Origin of the sequence: uncultured Pseudokineococcus sp. (assembly GCF_947495735.1) — a bacterium.
Taxonomy (GTDB): Bacteria; Actinomycetota; Actinomycetes; order Actinomycetales; family Quadrisphaeraceae; genus Pseudokineococcus.
Window position 1 is genome coordinate 62,842 of sequence record NZ_CANMAA010000012.1, and the last position, 16,799, is coordinate 79,640.

The following is a 16,799-nucleotide window of genomic DNA, read 5'->3' on the forward strand; positions in this document are numbered from 1 at the left end:
GCCGCCTCAGCGCCGCCTCAGCGCCGCCTCAGCGCCGCCTCAGCGCCGGCGCCGCCAGGGCGCGGGGCGCCCCTCGAGGAACCACTGCAGCTTCCGGGTGGCCCACGGCAGCGCCAGGTAGGTCATCACCGGCGTCATGAGCGTGGTGACGAGCGCCACCCGCACCAGCAGGGGGACGTGCCCGGCGAGCGCCGCGCCGAGGGTGGCGTTGACCAGCAGCGACAGGGGCAGGAACACCGAGAAGATCACGATCATCTGCCGCCACCGGGCCGGGGCTCCCGCCGGCGCCGGGCCGACGACGCTGCCGTGCGCGGCGTCGAACCAGCCCTCGATGCCGGTGCGCCGCTCGGTCTGCGCCTCGCGCACCGTGCCCGGCGCCCCGGACAGCCACCACCGGCGCTGCGCGGACTCCTCCCACCCGCTGAGGGAGGCCTCGTCGGCGAAGCGGTAGAGCATGTGCCACTCGCGGGACTCCGCGCCGCCGCGGACCCACCCCGCGCCGAGGAAGCCCGGGAACGACTCCGCCAGACGGGCTCCCGCGCCGGCCCACGTCATCATCTCCAGGCGCTGGCCCGGGTCGGCGATCCGCGTCGTCGCGACGGTCACGGGAGCGGGTGCCGCGCCGTCGGGTGCCGCGACGCCGTCGCGCGTCCCCGTCGAGCGGGACGCCGCGCTGGTGGTCGGGGGCTCTGCGCCGGGCGGGGACGCCTCACCGGTCGGGGACGTCGGGCCGATGGGTGTCTCCGCGTCGGTCGGGGACGTCGGGCCGGAGGCGCTCGGGCGTGCGGGCACGCCGCCAGTGTCCACGATGTGGGCGCTCGTCGGGGCCGCCGTCGGCACCCGGGGGCGCCGCTCACAGCTCCGGCGGAGGAGCCCCTCGTCCCGCGGCGGGCGCGTCGAACCCGCTCGAGAGGGAGCGCAGGACGTCGGCGAGGCGGGCCTGCTCCTGCTCGCCCAGGCCGGCGAGCAGGCGCCGCTCGCGGGAGAGGAGGTCGGCCATCGCGGCGTCCACGCGCGAGGCGCCCGCCGTCGTCAGGCGCACCAGCACGCCGCGTCGGTCGGCCGGGTCCGGGTGGCGCTCGACGAGGCCCGCGGCGACGAGGCGGTCGACGCGGTTGGTCATGGTGCCGCTGGTCACGAGGGTCGACGTCACGAGCTGACCCGGCGTCAGCTGGTGGGGGGCGCCGGAGCGCCGCAGCGCGGACAGGACGTCGAAGGACCAGACCTCCAGGCCGTGCTCGGCGAAGGCCGCCCGCCGCGCGAGGTCGAGGTGGCGCGCCAGCCGGCTGACGCGGGAGAGGACCTGCAGGGGGGAGACGTCGAGGTCCGGCCGCTCGCGGCGCCAGGCCTCGACGATGCGGTCGACCTCGTCGCGGCCTCCCGCGTCGCGCGGGAGCCGCCCTCCGGTCGTCTCCAGAGCCACGCGCCCGATGCTACGCGGGGTCTCTCGACGTCGAGATTCTCGACGTGAGGGAGTCAGCGCCGACGATGCGTCGAGATGGAGGTTCGCGTCACCCGAGGGTCCCCGTGGTGACGCAGACCTCCATCTCGGCGGCGGCTCCCGCCGGTCAGAGCGCCGCGCTGACCATCGCGGCCACGCGTCCGGGGGTGCACGTGTCCGCCCAGGTGCACCGGATGACGTCGTGGCCGAGGGCCACGAGGGCGTTGGCCCGGTGCCGGTCGTGGAGGAGCGCCTCGGGTGCGTCGTGGAAGCGCCGCCCGTCCGCCTCGAGCACGAGCAGTCCTCGTCCGGGCCTGCGTCGACGGCGGAAGACGATGTCGGCTCGGGCGACGATGCGGCCGGCGCCGTCCTGCACGAGCACCTGGAGGTCGTCGGGCGGCACGCCGCCGTCGACGCAGTCCAGCCGCGCGCGGCTCTCGAGGGGGCTCTCGGCGCGTCCGTCGGCCAGCAGCCACAGGTCGTCGACGGCACGGCACCCGCGGCGCCCCCTGGTGAGGTCGCGGGCGCGCACGAGGCCCTGGCGGTCGACCTCGCGCTGCGCGAGCGCGGCGTCGAGGAGCGCCAGCGCGTCACCGCGCGGCAGCCGGGGGACGAGGTCGACGAGCGTCCGCAGGACGGAGGTCGCCGGGATCCCGCGGAGGTCGACGCCCTCGTCGGCGTGGAGGACGTCGTGGTGCACCACCAGGTCCGCCCGGGGGCGCTTGCGCAGCTCGGGCGGCACGAGCACGTGCAGGGGCGCCGGCTCGCCGACGTCGGCGAGGCCGTGGAGGGCTGCGGCGGTGCCGTGGCTGACGACGGCGCCCGGCACCGTGAGCGCGGCGGACCGGGCCCACGAGCGCAGCAGCCGCGCCCCGACCCGCTCGGGCCGCACGAGCCAGGCCCCTCGCAGGAGGGGGGACCACTCACCGCGTCGGACGAGCGAGCGCGCGTCCGACCGGCTCGCACCCGCGTGCTCGAGGTCGCGGACGGTGACCACCGCGTCCTGGCGCGCGGCCACGGCGAGCATCGACCGGAGCACGTCCGCGTCCACCTCGCGAGCGTGGTCCGTCGTGACGGGCTGCGTCGGGCGCCATCCACAGGGGGCTGCCGAGATGGAGGTCTGGGTCACCGGAGCGCCCTCGTCGTGACGCAGACCTCCATCTCGACGACCCATCCCGCCGCCGTCGTCAGCGGGGCGTCACCTCGGCGACGAGGTGCGGCTCGCCGTCGCGCTCGCGGCGGACGGCGAGGAGCAGCGCGCCGTCGGTGCGCTCGTCCAGCGGACGCCATCCGTGCACGGCGCGGCCGGGCAGGGAGAGGGGGCGCAGGAAGCGCGCGGAGACGTCGTGCGCCGCGGGCACGCGACCTTCGAGGTCGAGCAGGGCGTGCGCCAGCGTCCACATGCCGTGGGCGATCGGGCGCCGGAAGCCGAGCAGCCGCGCGGTGGGGCGCGAGAGGTGGATCGGGTTCGGGTCCCCGGAGACGGCGGCGTACGCCCGGCCCGTGCCGGCCGGCACGGTCCACCGGACGCTCCCGTCCGGCAGGGGGGCGCGCCGCGCGTCGCCGAGGGCTCCGGCCGCGGCGCTGCCACGCCTCTCGCCACCCGTGGCGTCCGGCGGCGTCCGGACCTCCGTGTCGGCCGGCCGCGCCCGAGACTCCCTGTCAGGCATCGACTTCCCGGGCTCCGCCTGGGTCGGCCGCGCCGGGGTCCCGGCGTCGGAGGGCGACGCCTCGTCGCGGGGAGGAACCGCCTCCCGGTGCAGGTAGGTGCTCGTGCCGCGCCAGACCAGCTCGCCCGCGACGCTGGCCGTGGCGACGACGTCGAGCTGGCGGCCGCGGCGGTGCGGGCGCAGGTCGCGCGCGGTGACGGCGAGGTCCAGCGGCTCCCGGGCGTCCACGGGCCGCAGCACCTCCAGGCGCTGGGCGACGTGGACCATGCCCAGCAGCGGCAGCGGGAAGGCGGGGTCGAGCAGCAGGCGCATCGAGGCCCCCGACGCGAGGACGTGGCAGAAGGCGCCCGGCAGCGTCCCGGGGACCGGCGCGTCGGGTCGGCTGCCGCACACCCGCACCCAGGCGTCCAGGTGCGCCGGGTCGACGCGCACCCCGCGCGCCTCGACCACCCGGTCGGGGAGCGAGCCGGAGCGGCGGCGGGGCACGAGCGCCCCGGCGAGCTGGCGGGCCGACGGCGCCAGCGGCACCGCGGCCGCCGGGCGACGGCCCGAGGCTGCCTCGGGCCGGCGACCGTCTTCGGTCTCGGGCCGGCGGGCCGGGCCCACGCTCACGCCCCCAGCAGGCTCTGGCCGCAGACGCGCAGCACCTGGCCGTTGACGCCGGCCGTCCCCGGCTCGGCGAACCAGGCGATGGCCTCGGCGACGTCGACCGGCAGCCCGCCCTGGCCCAGGGAGGCCAGGCGGCGCCCGAGCTGGCGCGTCAGGGGCGGCACGGCCGCCGTCATGCGCGTCTCGACGAACCCCGGCGCCACGGCGTTGACGGTGGTGCCGGCCGCCGCGGCGCCCGCGGCCAGCGCGTCGACCAGGCCGATGACGCCGGCCTTGGACGCCGCGTAGCTCGTCTGGCCGTCGTTGCCGGCGATGCCGGCCAGGGACGAGACGCCCACCACGCGACCGCCGCGGCCCAGCAGGCCGGCGCCCAGCAGGTGCTCGGTCAGGCGCAGCGGTGCCCCGACGTTGACGTCGAGCACGGAGGCGAAGGCCTCGGGGCGCATGTTGCGCAGCCGCCGGTCCCGCGTGATCCCGGCGTTGTGGACGACGACGTCGACGCCGCCGGCGCGCTCGCAGTGCTCGGCGAGGCGCCCCGGCGCGAGGTCGGAGGTGATGTCCAGGACCAGCGGCTCGCCGCCGACCGCCCGCGCCGTCGCGGCGAGGTCGGCCGCTGCCGCGGGCACGTCCACGAGGACGACGTGCGCGCCGCGGGCCGAGAGCAGCTGCGCCACCGACGCCCCGATGCCTCGGGCCGCGCCCGTGACGACGGCGGTGCGCCCGGCCAGCGGCTCCGGCCCCCGGGCCTCGTCGCCGGGGGGCAGCTCGTGGACCGGGTCCCCGACGCGCACGACCTGGCCGCTGACGAACGCCGAGCGCCCGGACAGCAGGAAGCGCAGCGTCGAGCCCAGGGACTCGACGCCCCGGCCGGACAGCAGGACGAGCTGGACGGTCCGCCCGCCGCCGACCTCCTTGCCGAGGGAGCGCGTGAAGCCCTCGAGCCCCCGCTGCGCCACGCGCACCGCGGCGGGCGTGCCGGCGGGGAGCCGGTCGGGGTCGCGCCCGAGGACCACGACGTGGGCTCCGCGGGCGAGCTGCCGCAGCCGGGGGGTGCAGGCGCCGACCAGGCCGACGAGCTCGGCCGGCGACGTCGCGGCGGTCGCGTCGACGACCAGGCCGCCGAGCCGCTCGCCGTCCGCCGCTGCGTCCGCCGGTCCCACGACGCGCGCGCCGGCCGCGGACAGCTCGGCCGCCGCGACGCCGGCCGCCTCTCCGCTCAGCACGCCGCCGCCGGGGACGACCAGGCCGGTGACCAGGACGGGTCCGGGGGCGAGGGGAGCCCCGGGGGCGTCGCGCCGCAGCGGCACCGGGTCGGGCAGTCCCAGCCCGGGCACGAGGCGACGGCCGAGGCCGCTGCGCGCGAAGGCGGCGTACCGGTCGGCCGGGGCCCCGGTGTCCCCGGGCAGCGCGCCCTCGGTCAGTGCGCCCCCGGGCGGCGCGTCACCCGACGGCGGGAGGGCGGCCTCGGTCGCGGTCTCGCGGGCTCCGGGGGACGGCGTCGTCGTCGACGCCGGTGCGGGCGGGGTCGTCTCGGCCATGGGCAGAACCTACCGCCGCGGGGACGAACAAGTTACCCACGGGTAACACCCGGCGGCCGGCCGTGGCACAGTGACCGGCATGGCAGCCACCACCCCCCGGCCCTACGGCAGCGTCCCCTCGCCGCGCCCCGTCGCGGTCGTCGCGGGCACGCGCATCCCCTTCGCCCGCTCGGGGCGCGCCTACGCCACGGCATCGAACCAGGAGATGCTCACCGCGGTCCTGGACGGGCTCGCCCGTCGCGCGGACCTCGCGGGCGAGCAGGTGGGCGAGGTCGTCGCCGGGGCGGTGGTCAAGCACAGCCGGGACCTCGTGCTCACGCGCGAGGCCGTCCTCGGCTCGGTGCTGGACCCGCGGACGCCGGCGCACGACGTCGGGCAGGCCTGCGGCACGGGCCTGCAGGCGGCGCTGGGCGTGGCGGGCAAGATCGCGCTCGGCCAGATCGAGGCCGGCATCGCCGGCGGGGCGGACACGACGTCGGACGCACCGGTCGTCGTCTCCGAGGGTCTGCGCCGCGCGCTGCTGCGCGCGAACCGGGAGAAGACGGTGACCGGCCGGGTGCGCGCGCTGGCCGCCGTCCGCCCGCGCGACCTCGTGCCGGTGCCGCCGCGCAACGCCGAGCCGCGCACGGGCCTGTCCATGGGCGAGCACCAGGCGCGCACGACGCTCGAGTGGGCCATCACGCGGGAGGCGCAGGACGCGCTGGCGCTCGCGAGCCACCACCGGCTCGAGGCCGCCTACGAGAGCGGCTTCCTCGACGACCTCGTCGTGCCCCACCGCGGTCTCGAGCGCGACGACGTCCTGCGGCCCGGCCTGACGGCCGAGCAGCTGGCGAAGCTCGAGCCGGTCTTCGGGAAGGGGGAGACGGCCACGATGACGGCGGGCAGCTCCACCCCGCTCACCGACGGCGCGAGCGCCGTCCTGCTCTCCTCGCCGGAGTGGGCCGCGGAGCGCGGCATGGAGCCGATGGCGTACCTGACTGCCTCCGAGACAGCGGCTGTCGACCACGTGAGCGGCGCCGAGGGCCTGCTGATGGCTCCGGCCCACGCCGTCTCCCGGCTGCTCGCGCGCACCGGGCTGGTCCTCGACGACTTCGACGTCGTGGAGATCCACGAGGCCTTCGCCAGCCAGGTGCTGTGCACGCTCGCCGCCTGGGAGGACCCGCTGTTCTGCCGGGTGCGCCTCGGCCGCGACGAGCCCCTGGGGAGCGTGGACCGCGACCGGCTCAACCCGCACGGCGGCTCGCTGGCCGCCGGGCACCCGTTCGCCGCCACCGGCGGCCGGGTGCTCGCGTCCGCGGCCAAGGCGCTCGCGGTGCGCGGGGGCGGGCGTGCGCTCGTGTCCGTCTGCGCCGCAGGCGGTCAGGGCGTGGTGGCGGTCCTCGAGCGCTGAGCTGCGCCGGCGGCCCCGCCGCCGTCGCCGGTCCCCGGAGCGGGGTCCGCCGCGCTCGCGGGCCGGGGCTCGTGCGCGCGGGGCGCGATCAGCCGCGGGTCGGCCTCCAGGCCCGACAGGCCGTTCCAGGCCAGGTTCACCAGGTGCGCCGCCACGACCGACTTCTCGGGCCGGCGGGTGTCGAGCCACCACTGGCCGGTGAGCGCCACCATCCCGACGAGCATCTGCGCGTACATGGGGGCGGCCTCGGCGGGCAGGCCGCGGTTCTCCATCTCGCGCACCATGAGGTGCTCGACCTGGCGGGTGATGTCGGAGATCAGCGTGGCGAACGTGCCCCCGCTGGAGGCGACGGGGGAGTCGCGCACCAGGATCCGGAACCCGTCGGTGGAGTCCTCGACGTAGTCCAGCAGCCGCAGCGCCGCCCGCTCGAGGACCTCGCGCGGGTGCAGTCCGCTGACGTCCAGCTCCTCCGTCATGGCGGTCAGGAGCCGGCGCACCTCGCGGTCCACGACGACCGCGTAGAGCCCCTCCTTGCCGCCGAAGTGCTCGTAGACCACCGGCTTGGAGACCGCGGCCCGGGCCGCGACCTCCTCGACGCTGGTGCCCTCGAAGCCCCGCTCGGCGAACAGGGCCCGGCCCACGTCGAGCAGCTGCTCGCGGCGCTCGGCGCCCGTCATCCGCGCGCGCCGGGGGGCGGGCGGTCGAGTGGTGGTCACCCGGGCATCCTGCCCCCTCGCCCGACGGGCGGGAGGGCGCCCGGGGGCCGGGGCGCGACCGCGCGGCGGCGGGGTCGCGCCCCGGACGGCGATCAGGCGTCGATCCGCGCGGCGCGGCGGGCGGCCGCCTCCTCGCGTCGGGTGACGAAGCGGGTGGCCTGCTCGTCGAGCTGCCCGAGGAACTGCGCCATCTCCTCGCGCGCCGCCTCGCCCCGGGGGCCGAGGTCGGTGCGCTCGAAGACCTTCCAGAAGCGCAGCACCGGCATGAGGACGTCGTCGTGGTGCAGCTTCAGGTCGTAGATGCCGGCCTTCGCGATCATCATCGACGACCGCGCGAAGCCGGGCATGCCCGCGCCCGGCATGGCGAAGTCCATGACCTCGTTGCGGATGGCCTCCATCGTCTCGTCCGGCGCCCGGTCGAAGGCCGCCATGAGGAGGTTGCGGTAGAAGACCATGTGCAGGTTCTCGTCCTTGGCGACGCGCGCCAGCAGGCCCTCCGCGACCGGGCAACCCGTGGCGCGACCCGTGTTGCGGTGGCTCACGCGGGTGGCGAGCTCCTGGAACGAGACGTAGGCGAGCGTCTGGAGCATCGACTTGTCGCCGTCGTCGTAGCCGGCGGCCATGTGCTCCATGCGCAGGCGCTCGAGCTCGACGGGGTCGGTGCCGCGGGTGACGACGAGGTAGTCGCGCAGCGCGATGCCGTGGCGGCCCTCCTCGGCCGTCCAGTGCCCCACCCACTGGCCCCACGCGCCGTCGCGGCCGAAGCTCGTGGCGATCTCGCGGTGGTAGCTGGGGAGGTTGTCCTCGGTGAGGAGGTTCACCACCATCGACGTCCGCGCGACCGGGTTCAGCTTGGAGTCGCCCGGCTCCCAGTCGGTGCCGCCGAGGTAGGCGAAGTTCTGGCCCTCGCTCCACGGCACGTAGTCGTGGGGGTTCCAGGCCGTGGTGGCCTTCAGGTGCCGCTCGAGGTTCTCGGCGACGACGGGCTCGAGGTCGCGCAGCAGGCGGCTCTGGAGCTCTGCCGCGGCCTCCGGGCTGTCCGTGGTGGTGGTCACCTACGGAACCGTAACCTACGGAGCCGTAACCTGCGCTTCGCGGCGCTGGGGCGGGGCGCGTCCGGGTCGGGTCCAGGAGCGGGGCGCTCCCTCCGGGTGCCCGCTCGCCGCCGCTCTGGCTGCCTCCGTCTCTCGGGCCCGCGCGGACGGTCCCCGGACGCGCACGGGCGGCCCGGTCGTCCGGGCGGCGAGCCGGTCGCGCCCGTGCTCCACGCCTCGCGGCTCGCTGGTCCCCGCCGCACCCCGGGCCGGCCCGGGTAGCGTCGGGCGCGGCGGTCCGCGGCGCGGGACCGCCGCCCGCGGGCCCTGCGGCCCGGCGGTCCCCCGTGGTCCAACGGCAGGACGCCGCTCTTTGGAAGCGTGAGATCGAGGTTCGAGTCCTCGCGGGGGAGCCGGGGCGGGCGCGACCGGGGCAGGGGCCCGCGGCCCGGCGCCGGCCCGCTCTCAGGGGGCCGGGCGGTCGCGGCCGAGCGGTAGGGTCGCCGCCGTCCCTCGCCCGACGCCCCAGCCCTCCGGGCGCCCCAGTCCTCCCCGCAGCCCCAGTCCCCCCGTACCCGCCGCCCCGAGGAGCCCGCTCGCGTGAGCAGCCCCAGGCCCCGCGCCGTCGTCGTCCTCGCCGCGGGTGAGGGCACCCGGATGCGCTCGGCCCTCCCGAAGGTCCTGCACCCCCTGGCCGGCCGGAGCCTGCTCGGCCACGCGGTGGTCGCCGCCCGCGGGGTCGACCCGGAGCACCTGGTGGTGGTGGTGCGCCACGAGGGCGAGCGCGTCGCCGCCCACGCCCGCGAGGTGGACCCGGACGTGCTGGTCGCCGAGCAGGACGAGGTGCCGGGGACCGGCCGCGCCGTCCTCTGCGCGCTCGAGGCGCTGCGCGGGGAGGGGGTCGTCCTCACGGGGACGGTCCTGGTCACCTACGGCGACGTCCCGCTGCTCCAGCCGGCCACCCTGGGCGACCTCGTCGCCGAGCACGAGGCCCGCGGGAACGCCGTCACCGTCCTGTCCGCCGAGCCCGAGGACGCGACCGGCCTGGGGCGCGTGGTGCGCGGCGCGGACGGCGGGGTCGAGCGGATCGTGGAGCACAAGGACGCGACCGAGGGCGAGCGCGCCGTCCGCGAGGTCAACACCGGCATCTACGCCTTCGACGCCGCGACGCTCGCGGACGTCCTCACCCGGGTGCGCAGCGACAACGCGCAGGGCGAGGTCTACCTGACCGACGTCCTCGCGATCGCCCGCGGCGACGGGCTCGCCGTCGCGGCCCTGCCGGTGGAGGACGTCGCCCAGACCGACGGCGTCAACGACCGGGTGCAGCTGGCCCGGGCGGGCGTGGAGCTCAACCGCCGGCTGCTCGAGCGGTGGATGCGCGCGGGCGTCACCGTCGTGGACCCGGCGACCACCTGGGTCGACGTCGACGTCGAGCTCGCACCCGACGTCCGGCTCGAGCCGGGGGTGCAGCTCCTGGGCTCCACGCGCGTCGCCGGGGGCGCCGTCGTGGGCCCCGACAGCACGCTGCGGGACTGCGTCGTCGGCCCCCGCGCCTCGGTCGTGCGCACGCACGGCACGGGCGCCGAGGTGGGCGAGGGCGCCTCCGTGGGGCCCTTCAGCTTCCTGCGGCCCGGCACGCGCCTCGGCGAGGACGGGCGCATCGGGGCCTACGTCGAGACCAAGAACGCCTCGATCGGGCGGGGCTCGAAGGTGCCGCACCTGACGTACGTCGGCGACGCGGAGATCGGCGAGGGCACGAACATCGGCGCCGCCGTCGTCTTCGTCAACTACGACGGCGTCGCCAAGCACCGCAGCAAGGTCGGCGACCACGTGCGGATCGGCAGCGACACCATGCTCGTCGCCCCCGTCGAGGTGGGCGACGGCGCCTACACGGCCGCGGGCTCGGTCATCGACCAGGACGTGCCGCCGGGGGCGATCGGGGTCGCGCGCGCCCGCCAGCGCGTCGTCGAGGGCTGGGTCGAGCGCCGGCGCGCCGGCAGCCCCTCGGCCCTGGCCGCAGCCCGTGCGCGCAGCGCGCAGGACATTCCGACCACCAGCGACAGCGACACCTCGGGAGACGCGCGATGACGGGTATCAAGGCGACCGGCGAGAAGCGGCTGGTCCTCGTCAGCGGACGAGCGCATCCCGAGCTGGCGGCCGAGGTCGCCGCGGAGCTGGGGGTCGAGCTCGTGCCGACGTCGGCGTACGACTTCGCCAACGGCGAGATCTACGTCCGCTTCGGCGAGTCCGTCCGCGGCGCCGACGCGTTCGTGCTGCAGAGCCACACGGCGCCCATCAACCAGTGGCTCATGGAGCAGCTGCTCATGGTGGACGCGCTCAAGCGGGCCTCGGCCAAGCGCACCACGGTGGTGGCACCCTTCTTCCCCTACGCGCGCCAGGACAAGAAGCACCGCGGCCGGGAGCCGATCTCCTCGCGCCTGGTCGCGGACATGTACAAGACGGCCGGCGCCAACCGGCTCATGAGCGTCGACCTGCACACGGCGCAGATCCAGGGCTTCTTCGACGGCCCGGTGGACCACCTGTGGGCCATGCCCCTGCTGGCCGACCACATCGGCTCGCGCGTCGACCGGGCCGACCTCACGGTGGTGTCCCCGGACGCCGGCCGCGTCCGCCTGGCCGACCAGTGGTCGGACCGCCTGGGCGCCCCGCTGGCGATCATCCACAAGCGCCGCGACCCCACGGTCCCCAACCAGGTCAAGGTGCACGAGCTCGTCGGCGAGGTCGAGGGCCGCACGTGCGTGCTGGTGGACGACATGATCGACACCGGCGGCACCATCGTGCAGGCGGCGGAGGCGCTCGTGGAGAACGGCGCCGCGCAGGTGCTCGTCGCGGCGACCCACGCGGTCCTGTCCGGGCCGGCGGTGGCGCGGCTGCGCGACAGTCCCATCGTCGAGATGGTGACGACGAACACCCTGCCCATCGCCGAGGAGAGCCGCTTCCCGCAGCTCACCGTCCTGTCCATCGCCCCCCTGCTGGCCCGGGCCATCCGCGCCGTGTTCGACGAGGGCTCGGTCACGAGCCTCTTCGACGGCAACAGCTGACCCCCGCACCGCACCGGGGAGCAGGGAAGGGGAGCGGCGCGTGCGCCTGACCGCCAAGACCGACTACGCGCTGCGCGCGGTGTGCCAGCTCGCCTCCCGCCCGGGCGGCGCCACGAGCGACCGCGTCTCCGAGGCGGAGGCCATCCCGCAGCGCTTCCTCGAGGCCATCCTCCGCGACCTGCGCCGGGCCGGTCTGGTGACCAGCCGGCGCGGGCCGGACGGCGGCCACGCGCTCGCCGTGGACCCGGAGCAGCTCACGGTCGCCGACGTCATCCGGGCCATCGACGGGCCGCTGGCGCTCGTGCGCAACCTACGCCCCGAGCAGCTCGACTACCGCGGCGCCTCCGTCGCGCTGCAGGACGTCTGGGTGGCCCTGCGGGCCAGCGAGCGCGCCATCCTCGAGGCGACCACGGTCGCCATGGTCGTGCGCGACGACCTGCCCGACGTCGTGGTCGAGCACCTGCCGGAGCGGCGCCCGTCCTACGAGATCGGGATGGACATCTAGCCCGTCCCGTCCCTCCTGCGGCGTCCGCTCCCTGAGACCACCCGGTCCGGCCCTTGCGCTCCGCCCGGAGACCGGCTTCGCTCACGATGATTCCCGAGTGATCTGGTCGACTTAATAGGAGTGAGCATGCGCGGATGGATCGTCCTGGCCCTGGTGGGCCTCGCGGCCCAGCTCGTGGACGGCAGCCTCGGCATGGCCTACGGCGTCACCTCCACGACGCTGCTCATCGCCTCGGGGACCTCCCCGGCGCTGGCCTCGGCGTCCGTGCACCTGGCCGAGATCGGCACCACGCTGGCGTCCGGCGCCTCCCACTGGCGGTTCGGCAACGTCGACTGGCGCATCGTCGGGCGCCTCGCCGTGCCGGGCGCCGTCGGCGCCTTCCTGGGCGCGACGGCGCTGAGCAGCCTGTCGACCGAGTCGGCCGCCCCCTACACGGCGGGCGTCCTGCTGGCCCTCGGCGTGTACGTCGGTGTCCGCTTCACCACGGGCTCGCTGGTGCGGCGGCCCGGCCGGGTGCGCTCGCGCTTCCTCGTCCCCGTGGGCCTGTTCGGCGGCTTCCTCGACGCCAGCGGCGGTGGCGGGTGGGGTCCGGTGGCCACCCCGGCGCTGCTCGGCTCGGGCCAGGTCGAGCCCCGCAAGGTCGTGGGCTCGGTGGACACCTCGGAGTTCGTCGTCGCGGTCGCGGCCAGCCTCGGCTTCCTCCTCGGCCTGGGCACGGCCGGCCTCGACCTCGCGGTCGTCTCGGCCCTGCTCGTGGGCGGCGTCGTCGCGGCGCCGGTGGCCGCCTGGATCGTGCGCTACCTGCCGGCGCGCGTCCTCGGCGCCGCCGTGGGCGGCGTCATCGTGGTGACCAACTCCCGCACCCTGCTGCGCGCCCTCGACCTGGAGGCGGCCGCCGGCGTCGTGGTGTACCCGGTGCTGCTCCTGCTGTGGGCGGCGGCCGTCGTCTACGCCGTCCGCCGCCACCGCCGCGAGCGCGCCCTCGGCCAGGACGCCGGCTGGGGAGCGGCAGACCCCGACGACGAGCGCGAGCTGGCCTCCGCCCGCAGGTGACCAGGGCGGCGGCCGGTCGTGAGAGGCCCGGCCCGGTCCGCGACCGGCTGGCTAGGCTCGGGTGCGGCCGCCCGCGCGAGACCAGCTGGCGGCCGTTCGCCCACATCCCGCGGCGCTGGTGGACCGTGCCGGCCCCGGCAGACCGAGACAGGGGGAGCATGCGTCTCCACGTCCTCTACAGGACCCGCCCGGGGCAGAACCGCAAGGCCCGCCCGGACTTCTACTCGCGATCGGTGGCCCTCGCCTCCCTGCGGCGCTCGGTGGAGGAGTCCGGGGAGGCGGTCCGGATCTCGTTCGTGGCGGACGGCGGTCTGCCGGACGAGCTGGCCGGGGCGGTCCGCGAGGGGGAGCGGGTGCACCTCGTGAGCGGGGGGTCCGCCGCGGCGAGCATGCGCGCCTGCGTGCGCGTGGCCGAGGGTCTGGCGCGCGAGGACGACGGCGACGTCCTGTACTGGCTGGCGGAGGACGACTACCTCTACCGGCCGGACGCCGTCGCCTCGCTGCTGGCGGCGGCGGCGGCCATCCCGGAGGCCGACTACCTCACCCTGTACACGGCGGACGGCTCCGCGTGGTTCGCGACCCACCCGAGCCAGCCCTCCCGCGACGTCCCGTCACTGCCGGGCGGCCCGGTCGAGGTGCACGGCTCCGTGTGGGACAGGGTGCGCGGGACGACCTCAACCTTTGGGGTGCGCTCGCGGGCGCTGCGCGAGGACGGCTGGCTGCTGCGCCTCGCCTCGCGCGCCGGGTCGCCGATCGACGGCGCCACCTGGCACTCCGTGCAGGGCATGGAGCCGTACTCCTGGCGCCACCTGCACCGCGACCTCGCCCCGAGGCGCTCCGTGCGGGGCGTCGGCAAGGTGGTGGTCAAGCCGGTGATGCGTGTCGTAGTCAACCTCGCCAGCCACCGCCGCGCCCGTGCCGGCCGGGTCCTGGTCGCGCCCCGCGAGGACCTGGCGATGCACCTGGAGGTTGGGCTGCTGCCGGCGGGCGGTGACTGGGAGCGGCTCGCCGAGGAGACGCCGTGACGCGCCGCGCCGCGCGGAGCGCCCCGTCGGTGGCCGTCAACGCCCGCTTCCTCCTCCCGGGGGACCAGCTCGAGGGTCTCGGGCGCTTCACGGACGAGACGCTCAAGCGCATGGTCCGCGACCACCCGGACGTGACCTTCCACCTGCTGCACGACCGCCGCGCCGATCCCCGATACCGCTACGGGCCCAACGTCGTGCAGCACGTGCTGCCTCCGCCGGCGCGCCACCCGGTCCTGTGGGCCGCGTGGTTCGAGGGCGCCGTCGCCGCGTGGCTGCTCGCGCACCGCCCCGCCGTCCTGCTGAGCCCGGACGGGTTCACCACGCTCGCGACGCGCGTGCCGCGCGTGACGGTGGTGCACGACCTCGCGTTCGAGCACTTCCCCGAGGACGTGACGCCCCTGGTCGGCGCGTACTACCGCCGCATGACGCCCCGCTACGTGCGGGCGTCGTCCCGGGTGGTGGCGGTCAGCCGGGCCACCCGGGACGACGTGGTGAGCACCTACGGGACCGACCCCGAGGACATCGCGGTCGTGCCCAACGCCGTGGACGCCCGCTTCGCCCCGGTGGGGGAGGGCGAGGCGGCCGAGCTGCGCGCCCGCTGGGCGCAGGACCACCCCTACCTCCTGTTCGTCGGCGCCCTGCAGCCCCGCAAGAACCTCGTGACCCTGCTGCGCGCCTTCGACCGCTTCCGCGACGAGACGGGCTCGCAGACCCGTCTCGTCGTGGCCGGGCGCTCGGCGTGGAAGGCCGGCCCGACCCTCGAGGCGTACGAGGCGATGGCGCACCGCGACGCCGTCCTCCTCCCCGGGCGGGTGCCCGACGAGGACCTGCCCGGGCTCTACGCGGGTGCCCGCGCGACCGTCTTCATCCCGCACTTCGAGGGCTTCGGGCTGCCCGTGCTGGAGGCGCAGGCCTCCGGCTCACCGGTGCTCACCTCCGACCGCAGCTCCATGCCCGAGGTGGCCGGCGACGGGGCGCTGCTCGTCGACCCCCTCGACGTGGCCGCGGTCGCCGGCTGCCTCGCGCGCCTGGACTCCGAGCCGGACCTGCGGCAGGACCTGGTCCGGCGGGGGAGCGCCAACGCGCAGCGCTACTCCTGGGACCGGAGCGCGCGCCTCCTGTGGGACGAGCTCGTCCGCGCCTCGGGGGGCCGGCTGCCGGCCTCCTAGACCCCCGGCGCCACGCACTGGCCCGTCGGCGGGGCGGCCGTGGGCGTGCTGGTCGTCGGCGTGCTGGTCGTGGGCGTGCTGGGCTGGGACCACGCGCGCCGGTAGGCCTCCGCGGACAGGGGCAGGCGGACCGTGGGGTTCAGCTGGAAGTCGCCCTCGGTGCCCCAGCAGTTGAAGAGCGACTCGTAGAGCACCTCGCCCGGGCCCGTGCCGCCGTTCTCGGCGAAGAACCGGTGCATGCGCTCGACGAAGACGGGCGAGTCACCCTGGGACGCGTTGCCGGACCACTCGGAGACCGACAGCGGCAGGCCCTGCGACCTCGCGTACTCCAGGTGCCGCTGCAGGCCCTTGGGAGCGCCGAACCCGTCGCGCTGGAGCACGGCGGCGTCCCACTCGGCGTGGGTGGAGACCGCGGGCCACTGGTTGTAGTAGTCGACGCCGAGGACGTCGACGTGCGCGGCGCCCGGGAAGGTCGTCCGCCAGTCCACGCCCGACCCGACCGACTCGCGGTTGACGTTGAAGACGAGCTTCGCGCCGGGGAGCACCTCTCGCTGGATGGCCCGGAAGCGCTTCCAGCTGGTGACGAAGTCGGCCCTGGAGGCGGCGTCGACCTTCCAGGGGTACCAGTCGCCGTTCATCTCGTGGGCGAAGCGGACGTAGGTGGTGCCGGTGCTCGAGCGGCGCAGCTCCGCCAGCTTCGTCATCGAGGTCCGCCACCGGGCGTCGTAGGCGCCGGTCGCCGCGCGCGCCCAGGACTCGCCCGCGCCGAAGGCGCCGACGGCGACGTCGAGGTCGCCCCTCCAGGCGCCGTGCTCCCCGCCGGGCTGCAGCGTCCAGAAGTTCGTCATGGCCGCGTTGTCGTCCGCCCACGTGGTGACGAGCTCGAGCGGACGGCCCCGCCAGGTCCCGAAGGCGCCGTCGGCGGCCCCCGCGCAGGAGCTGCCCGAGACCCAGGTCCGCGCCGCGGTCGTCTCCGTCGGGGTGGTGGCCGGTGCGGCGGCGACCGGCGCGGCCGCCGGCACGGCCCGGACCTGCACGGCGCTGACGACGGCCTTGTCCTGCGAGGCCGTGAACGCGAGGTCGAGGCGGCCGTCGACGACCCGCACCCGCACCGTGCGGTCCACGGCCCCCAGGCGTCCCCCGGCCGCGTGGACGTCGACGGCGGAGAGGACGCGCGTCCCCTCGGCCGACACGTCGAAGACGCGCCGGCCGTCCGCGGTCCAGTAGGGCTCGACCATCTTCAGCGTGACGTCGTAGTCGCCCGCCTGCGGCACCGCGGTGCTCCACCCCGTCATGCCGTAGCGGTAGCTGCGGTAGAGGGCCGGGTCGCTCGTCCCGCTGACGGCGGTGGTGGAGGCGAGCGTGCGGCGGGTGCCGCCGGTGAAGCCCGAGTCCGCCGACCAGGTGGCGCCCGCGGAGTCCACTACCGGCGCGGTCGAGGTGCTCGTGCGCACGGCGAACCCGTCGGCGGCCGAGGCCGTCGTCGCAGACGCGGTGGCGAGCGCGGAGCAGGTGAGGACGGTCGCCAGGGCGGCGACACGTCGGGACGGGCGGCGTCGATGGCGGGAGCTGGCGACCACGGGGAGC

General features: G+C 76.5%; 15 protein-coding genes and 1 tRNA gene. 8 read left to right on the top strand and 8 right to left on the bottom strand.

The annotated features are described in order from the left end of the window. Positions 1 to 39 precede the first annotated feature (39 nt). The 5 genes from Q0848_RS14755 to Q0848_RS14775 all read right to left on the bottom strand — a co-directional run bounded on the left by Q0848_RS14755 (position 40) and on the right by Q0848_RS14775 (position 5,258). Positions 40 to 558, bottom strand: a complete 519-nt coding sequence (locus tag Q0848_RS14755) for an antibiotic biosynthesis monooxygenase (RefSeq protein WP_366146628.1) — start codon at positions 556 to 558, stop codon at positions 40 to 42. 295 nt (positions 559 to 853) lie between these two features. Beyond that, on the bottom strand, positions 854 to 1,417 hold the full coding sequence (locus Q0848_RS14760; protein ID WP_366146629.1) for a MarR family winged helix-turn-helix transcriptional regulator: 564 nt from the start codon (positions 1,415 to 1,417) through the stop codon (positions 854 to 856). 151 nt (positions 1,418 to 1,568) lie between these two features. Next, the gene (locus tag Q0848_RS14765; RefSeq protein ID WP_299038860.1) at positions 1,569 to 2,492 is read right to left on the bottom strand and encodes a type IV toxin-antitoxin system AbiEi family antitoxin domain-containing protein; all 924 of its coding nucleotides are present in this window, start codon (positions 2,490 to 2,492) and stop codon (positions 1,569 to 1,571) included. A gap of 136 nt (positions 2,493 to 2,628) precedes the next feature. Further along, entirely contained in the window at positions 2,629 to 3,723 is a 1,095-nt protein-coding gene (locus Q0848_RS14770; RefSeq protein WP_299038862.1) for a MaoC/PaaZ C-terminal domain-containing protein, read from the bottom strand. Continuing rightward, complete coding sequence (locus Q0848_RS14775) at positions 3,720 to 5,258, bottom strand: 3-oxoacyl-ACP reductase (protein ID WP_299038864.1); 1,539 nt, start codon at positions 5,256 to 5,258, stop codon at positions 3,720 to 3,722. Before Q0848_RS14775 ends, Q0848_RS14770 begins: the two co-directional genes overlap by 4 nt. 79 nt (positions 5,259 to 5,337) lie before the next feature. On the opposite strand from Q0848_RS14775, the gene Q0848_RS14780 reads away from it, so the two are divergent. Next, positions 5,338 to 6,648, top strand: coding sequence for an acetyl-CoA C-acetyltransferase (locus tag Q0848_RS14780; RefSeq protein ID WP_299038866.1), 1,311 nt, complete (start codon positions 5,338 to 5,340; stop codon positions 6,646 to 6,648). Here Q0848_RS14780 and Q0848_RS14785 read toward each other — a convergent pair. Then, a complete protein-coding gene (locus Q0848_RS14785; protein WP_366146630.1) occupies positions 6,618 to 7,325 on the bottom strand; it encodes a TetR/AcrR family transcriptional regulator in 708 nt (235 codons plus the stop codon). The two genes, Q0848_RS14780 and Q0848_RS14785, sit on opposite strands and share 31 nt — an antisense overlap. Before the next feature lie 131 nt (positions 7,326 to 7,456). Beyond that, a complete protein-coding gene (locus Q0848_RS14790) occupies positions 7,457 to 8,419 on the bottom strand; it encodes an acyl-ACP desaturase (RefSeq protein ID WP_299038870.1) in 963 nt (320 codons plus the stop codon). Between the two features lie 320 nt (positions 8,420 to 8,739). Between Q0848_RS14790 and Q0848_RS14795 the strand changes: the two genes are divergently transcribed. The 7 genes from Q0848_RS14795 (at position 8,740) to Q0848_RS14825 (ending at position 15,212) form a co-directional block, all read left to right on the top strand. Then, positions 8,740 to 8,811 (top strand) — tRNA-Gln (locus tag Q0848_RS14795). A 187-nt stretch (positions 8,812 to 8,998) separates the two neighbouring features. Beyond that, a complete protein-coding gene (gene glmU, locus Q0848_RS14800; RefSeq protein WP_299038872.1) occupies positions 8,999 to 10,486 on the top strand; it encodes a bifunctional UDP-N-acetylglucosamine diphosphorylase/glucosamine-1-phosphate N-acetyltransferase GlmU in 1,488 nt (495 codons plus the stop codon). After that, complete coding sequence (locus Q0848_RS14805; RefSeq protein ID WP_299038874.1) at positions 10,483 to 11,460, top strand: ribose-phosphate diphosphokinase; 978 nt, start codon at positions 10,483 to 10,485, stop codon at positions 11,458 to 11,460. Before glmU ends, Q0848_RS14805 begins: the two co-directional genes overlap by 4 nt. Before the next feature lie 40 nt (positions 11,461 to 11,500). After that, entirely contained in the window at positions 11,501 to 11,965 is a 465-nt protein-coding gene (locus tag Q0848_RS14810) for an Rrf2 family transcriptional regulator (RefSeq protein WP_299038876.1), read from the top strand. A 126-nt stretch (positions 11,966 to 12,091) separates the two neighbouring features. Continuing rightward, complete coding sequence (locus Q0848_RS14815) at positions 12,092 to 13,018, top strand: sulfite exporter TauE/SafE family protein (protein ID WP_299038878.1); 927 nt, start codon at positions 12,092 to 12,094, stop codon at positions 13,016 to 13,018. Positions 13,019 to 13,176: 158 nt separating this feature from the next. Next, positions 13,177 to 14,043, top strand: a complete 867-nt coding sequence (locus Q0848_RS14820) for a hypothetical protein (protein WP_299038880.1) — start codon at positions 13,177 to 13,179, stop codon at positions 14,041 to 14,043. Then, positions 14,040 to 15,212 (top strand): glycosyltransferase family 1 protein, encoded by a 1,173-nt coding sequence (locus tag Q0848_RS14825; RefSeq protein WP_299038882.1) that lies wholly within the window; start codon positions 14,040 to 14,042, stop codon positions 15,210 to 15,212. Before Q0848_RS14820 ends, Q0848_RS14825 begins: the two co-directional genes overlap by 4 nt. Here Q0848_RS14825 and Q0848_RS14830 read toward each other — a convergent pair. Next, positions 15,209 to 16,792 carry a malectin domain-containing carbohydrate-binding protein gene (locus Q0848_RS14830; protein ID WP_299038884.1) on the bottom strand — a complete coding sequence of 528 codons (1,584 nt, stop codon included), beginning with the start codon at positions 16,790 to 16,792 and terminating at the stop codon, positions 15,209 to 15,211. The two genes, Q0848_RS14825 and Q0848_RS14830, sit on opposite strands and share 4 nt — an antisense overlap. Positions 16,793 to 16,799: the final 7 nt, after the last annotated feature.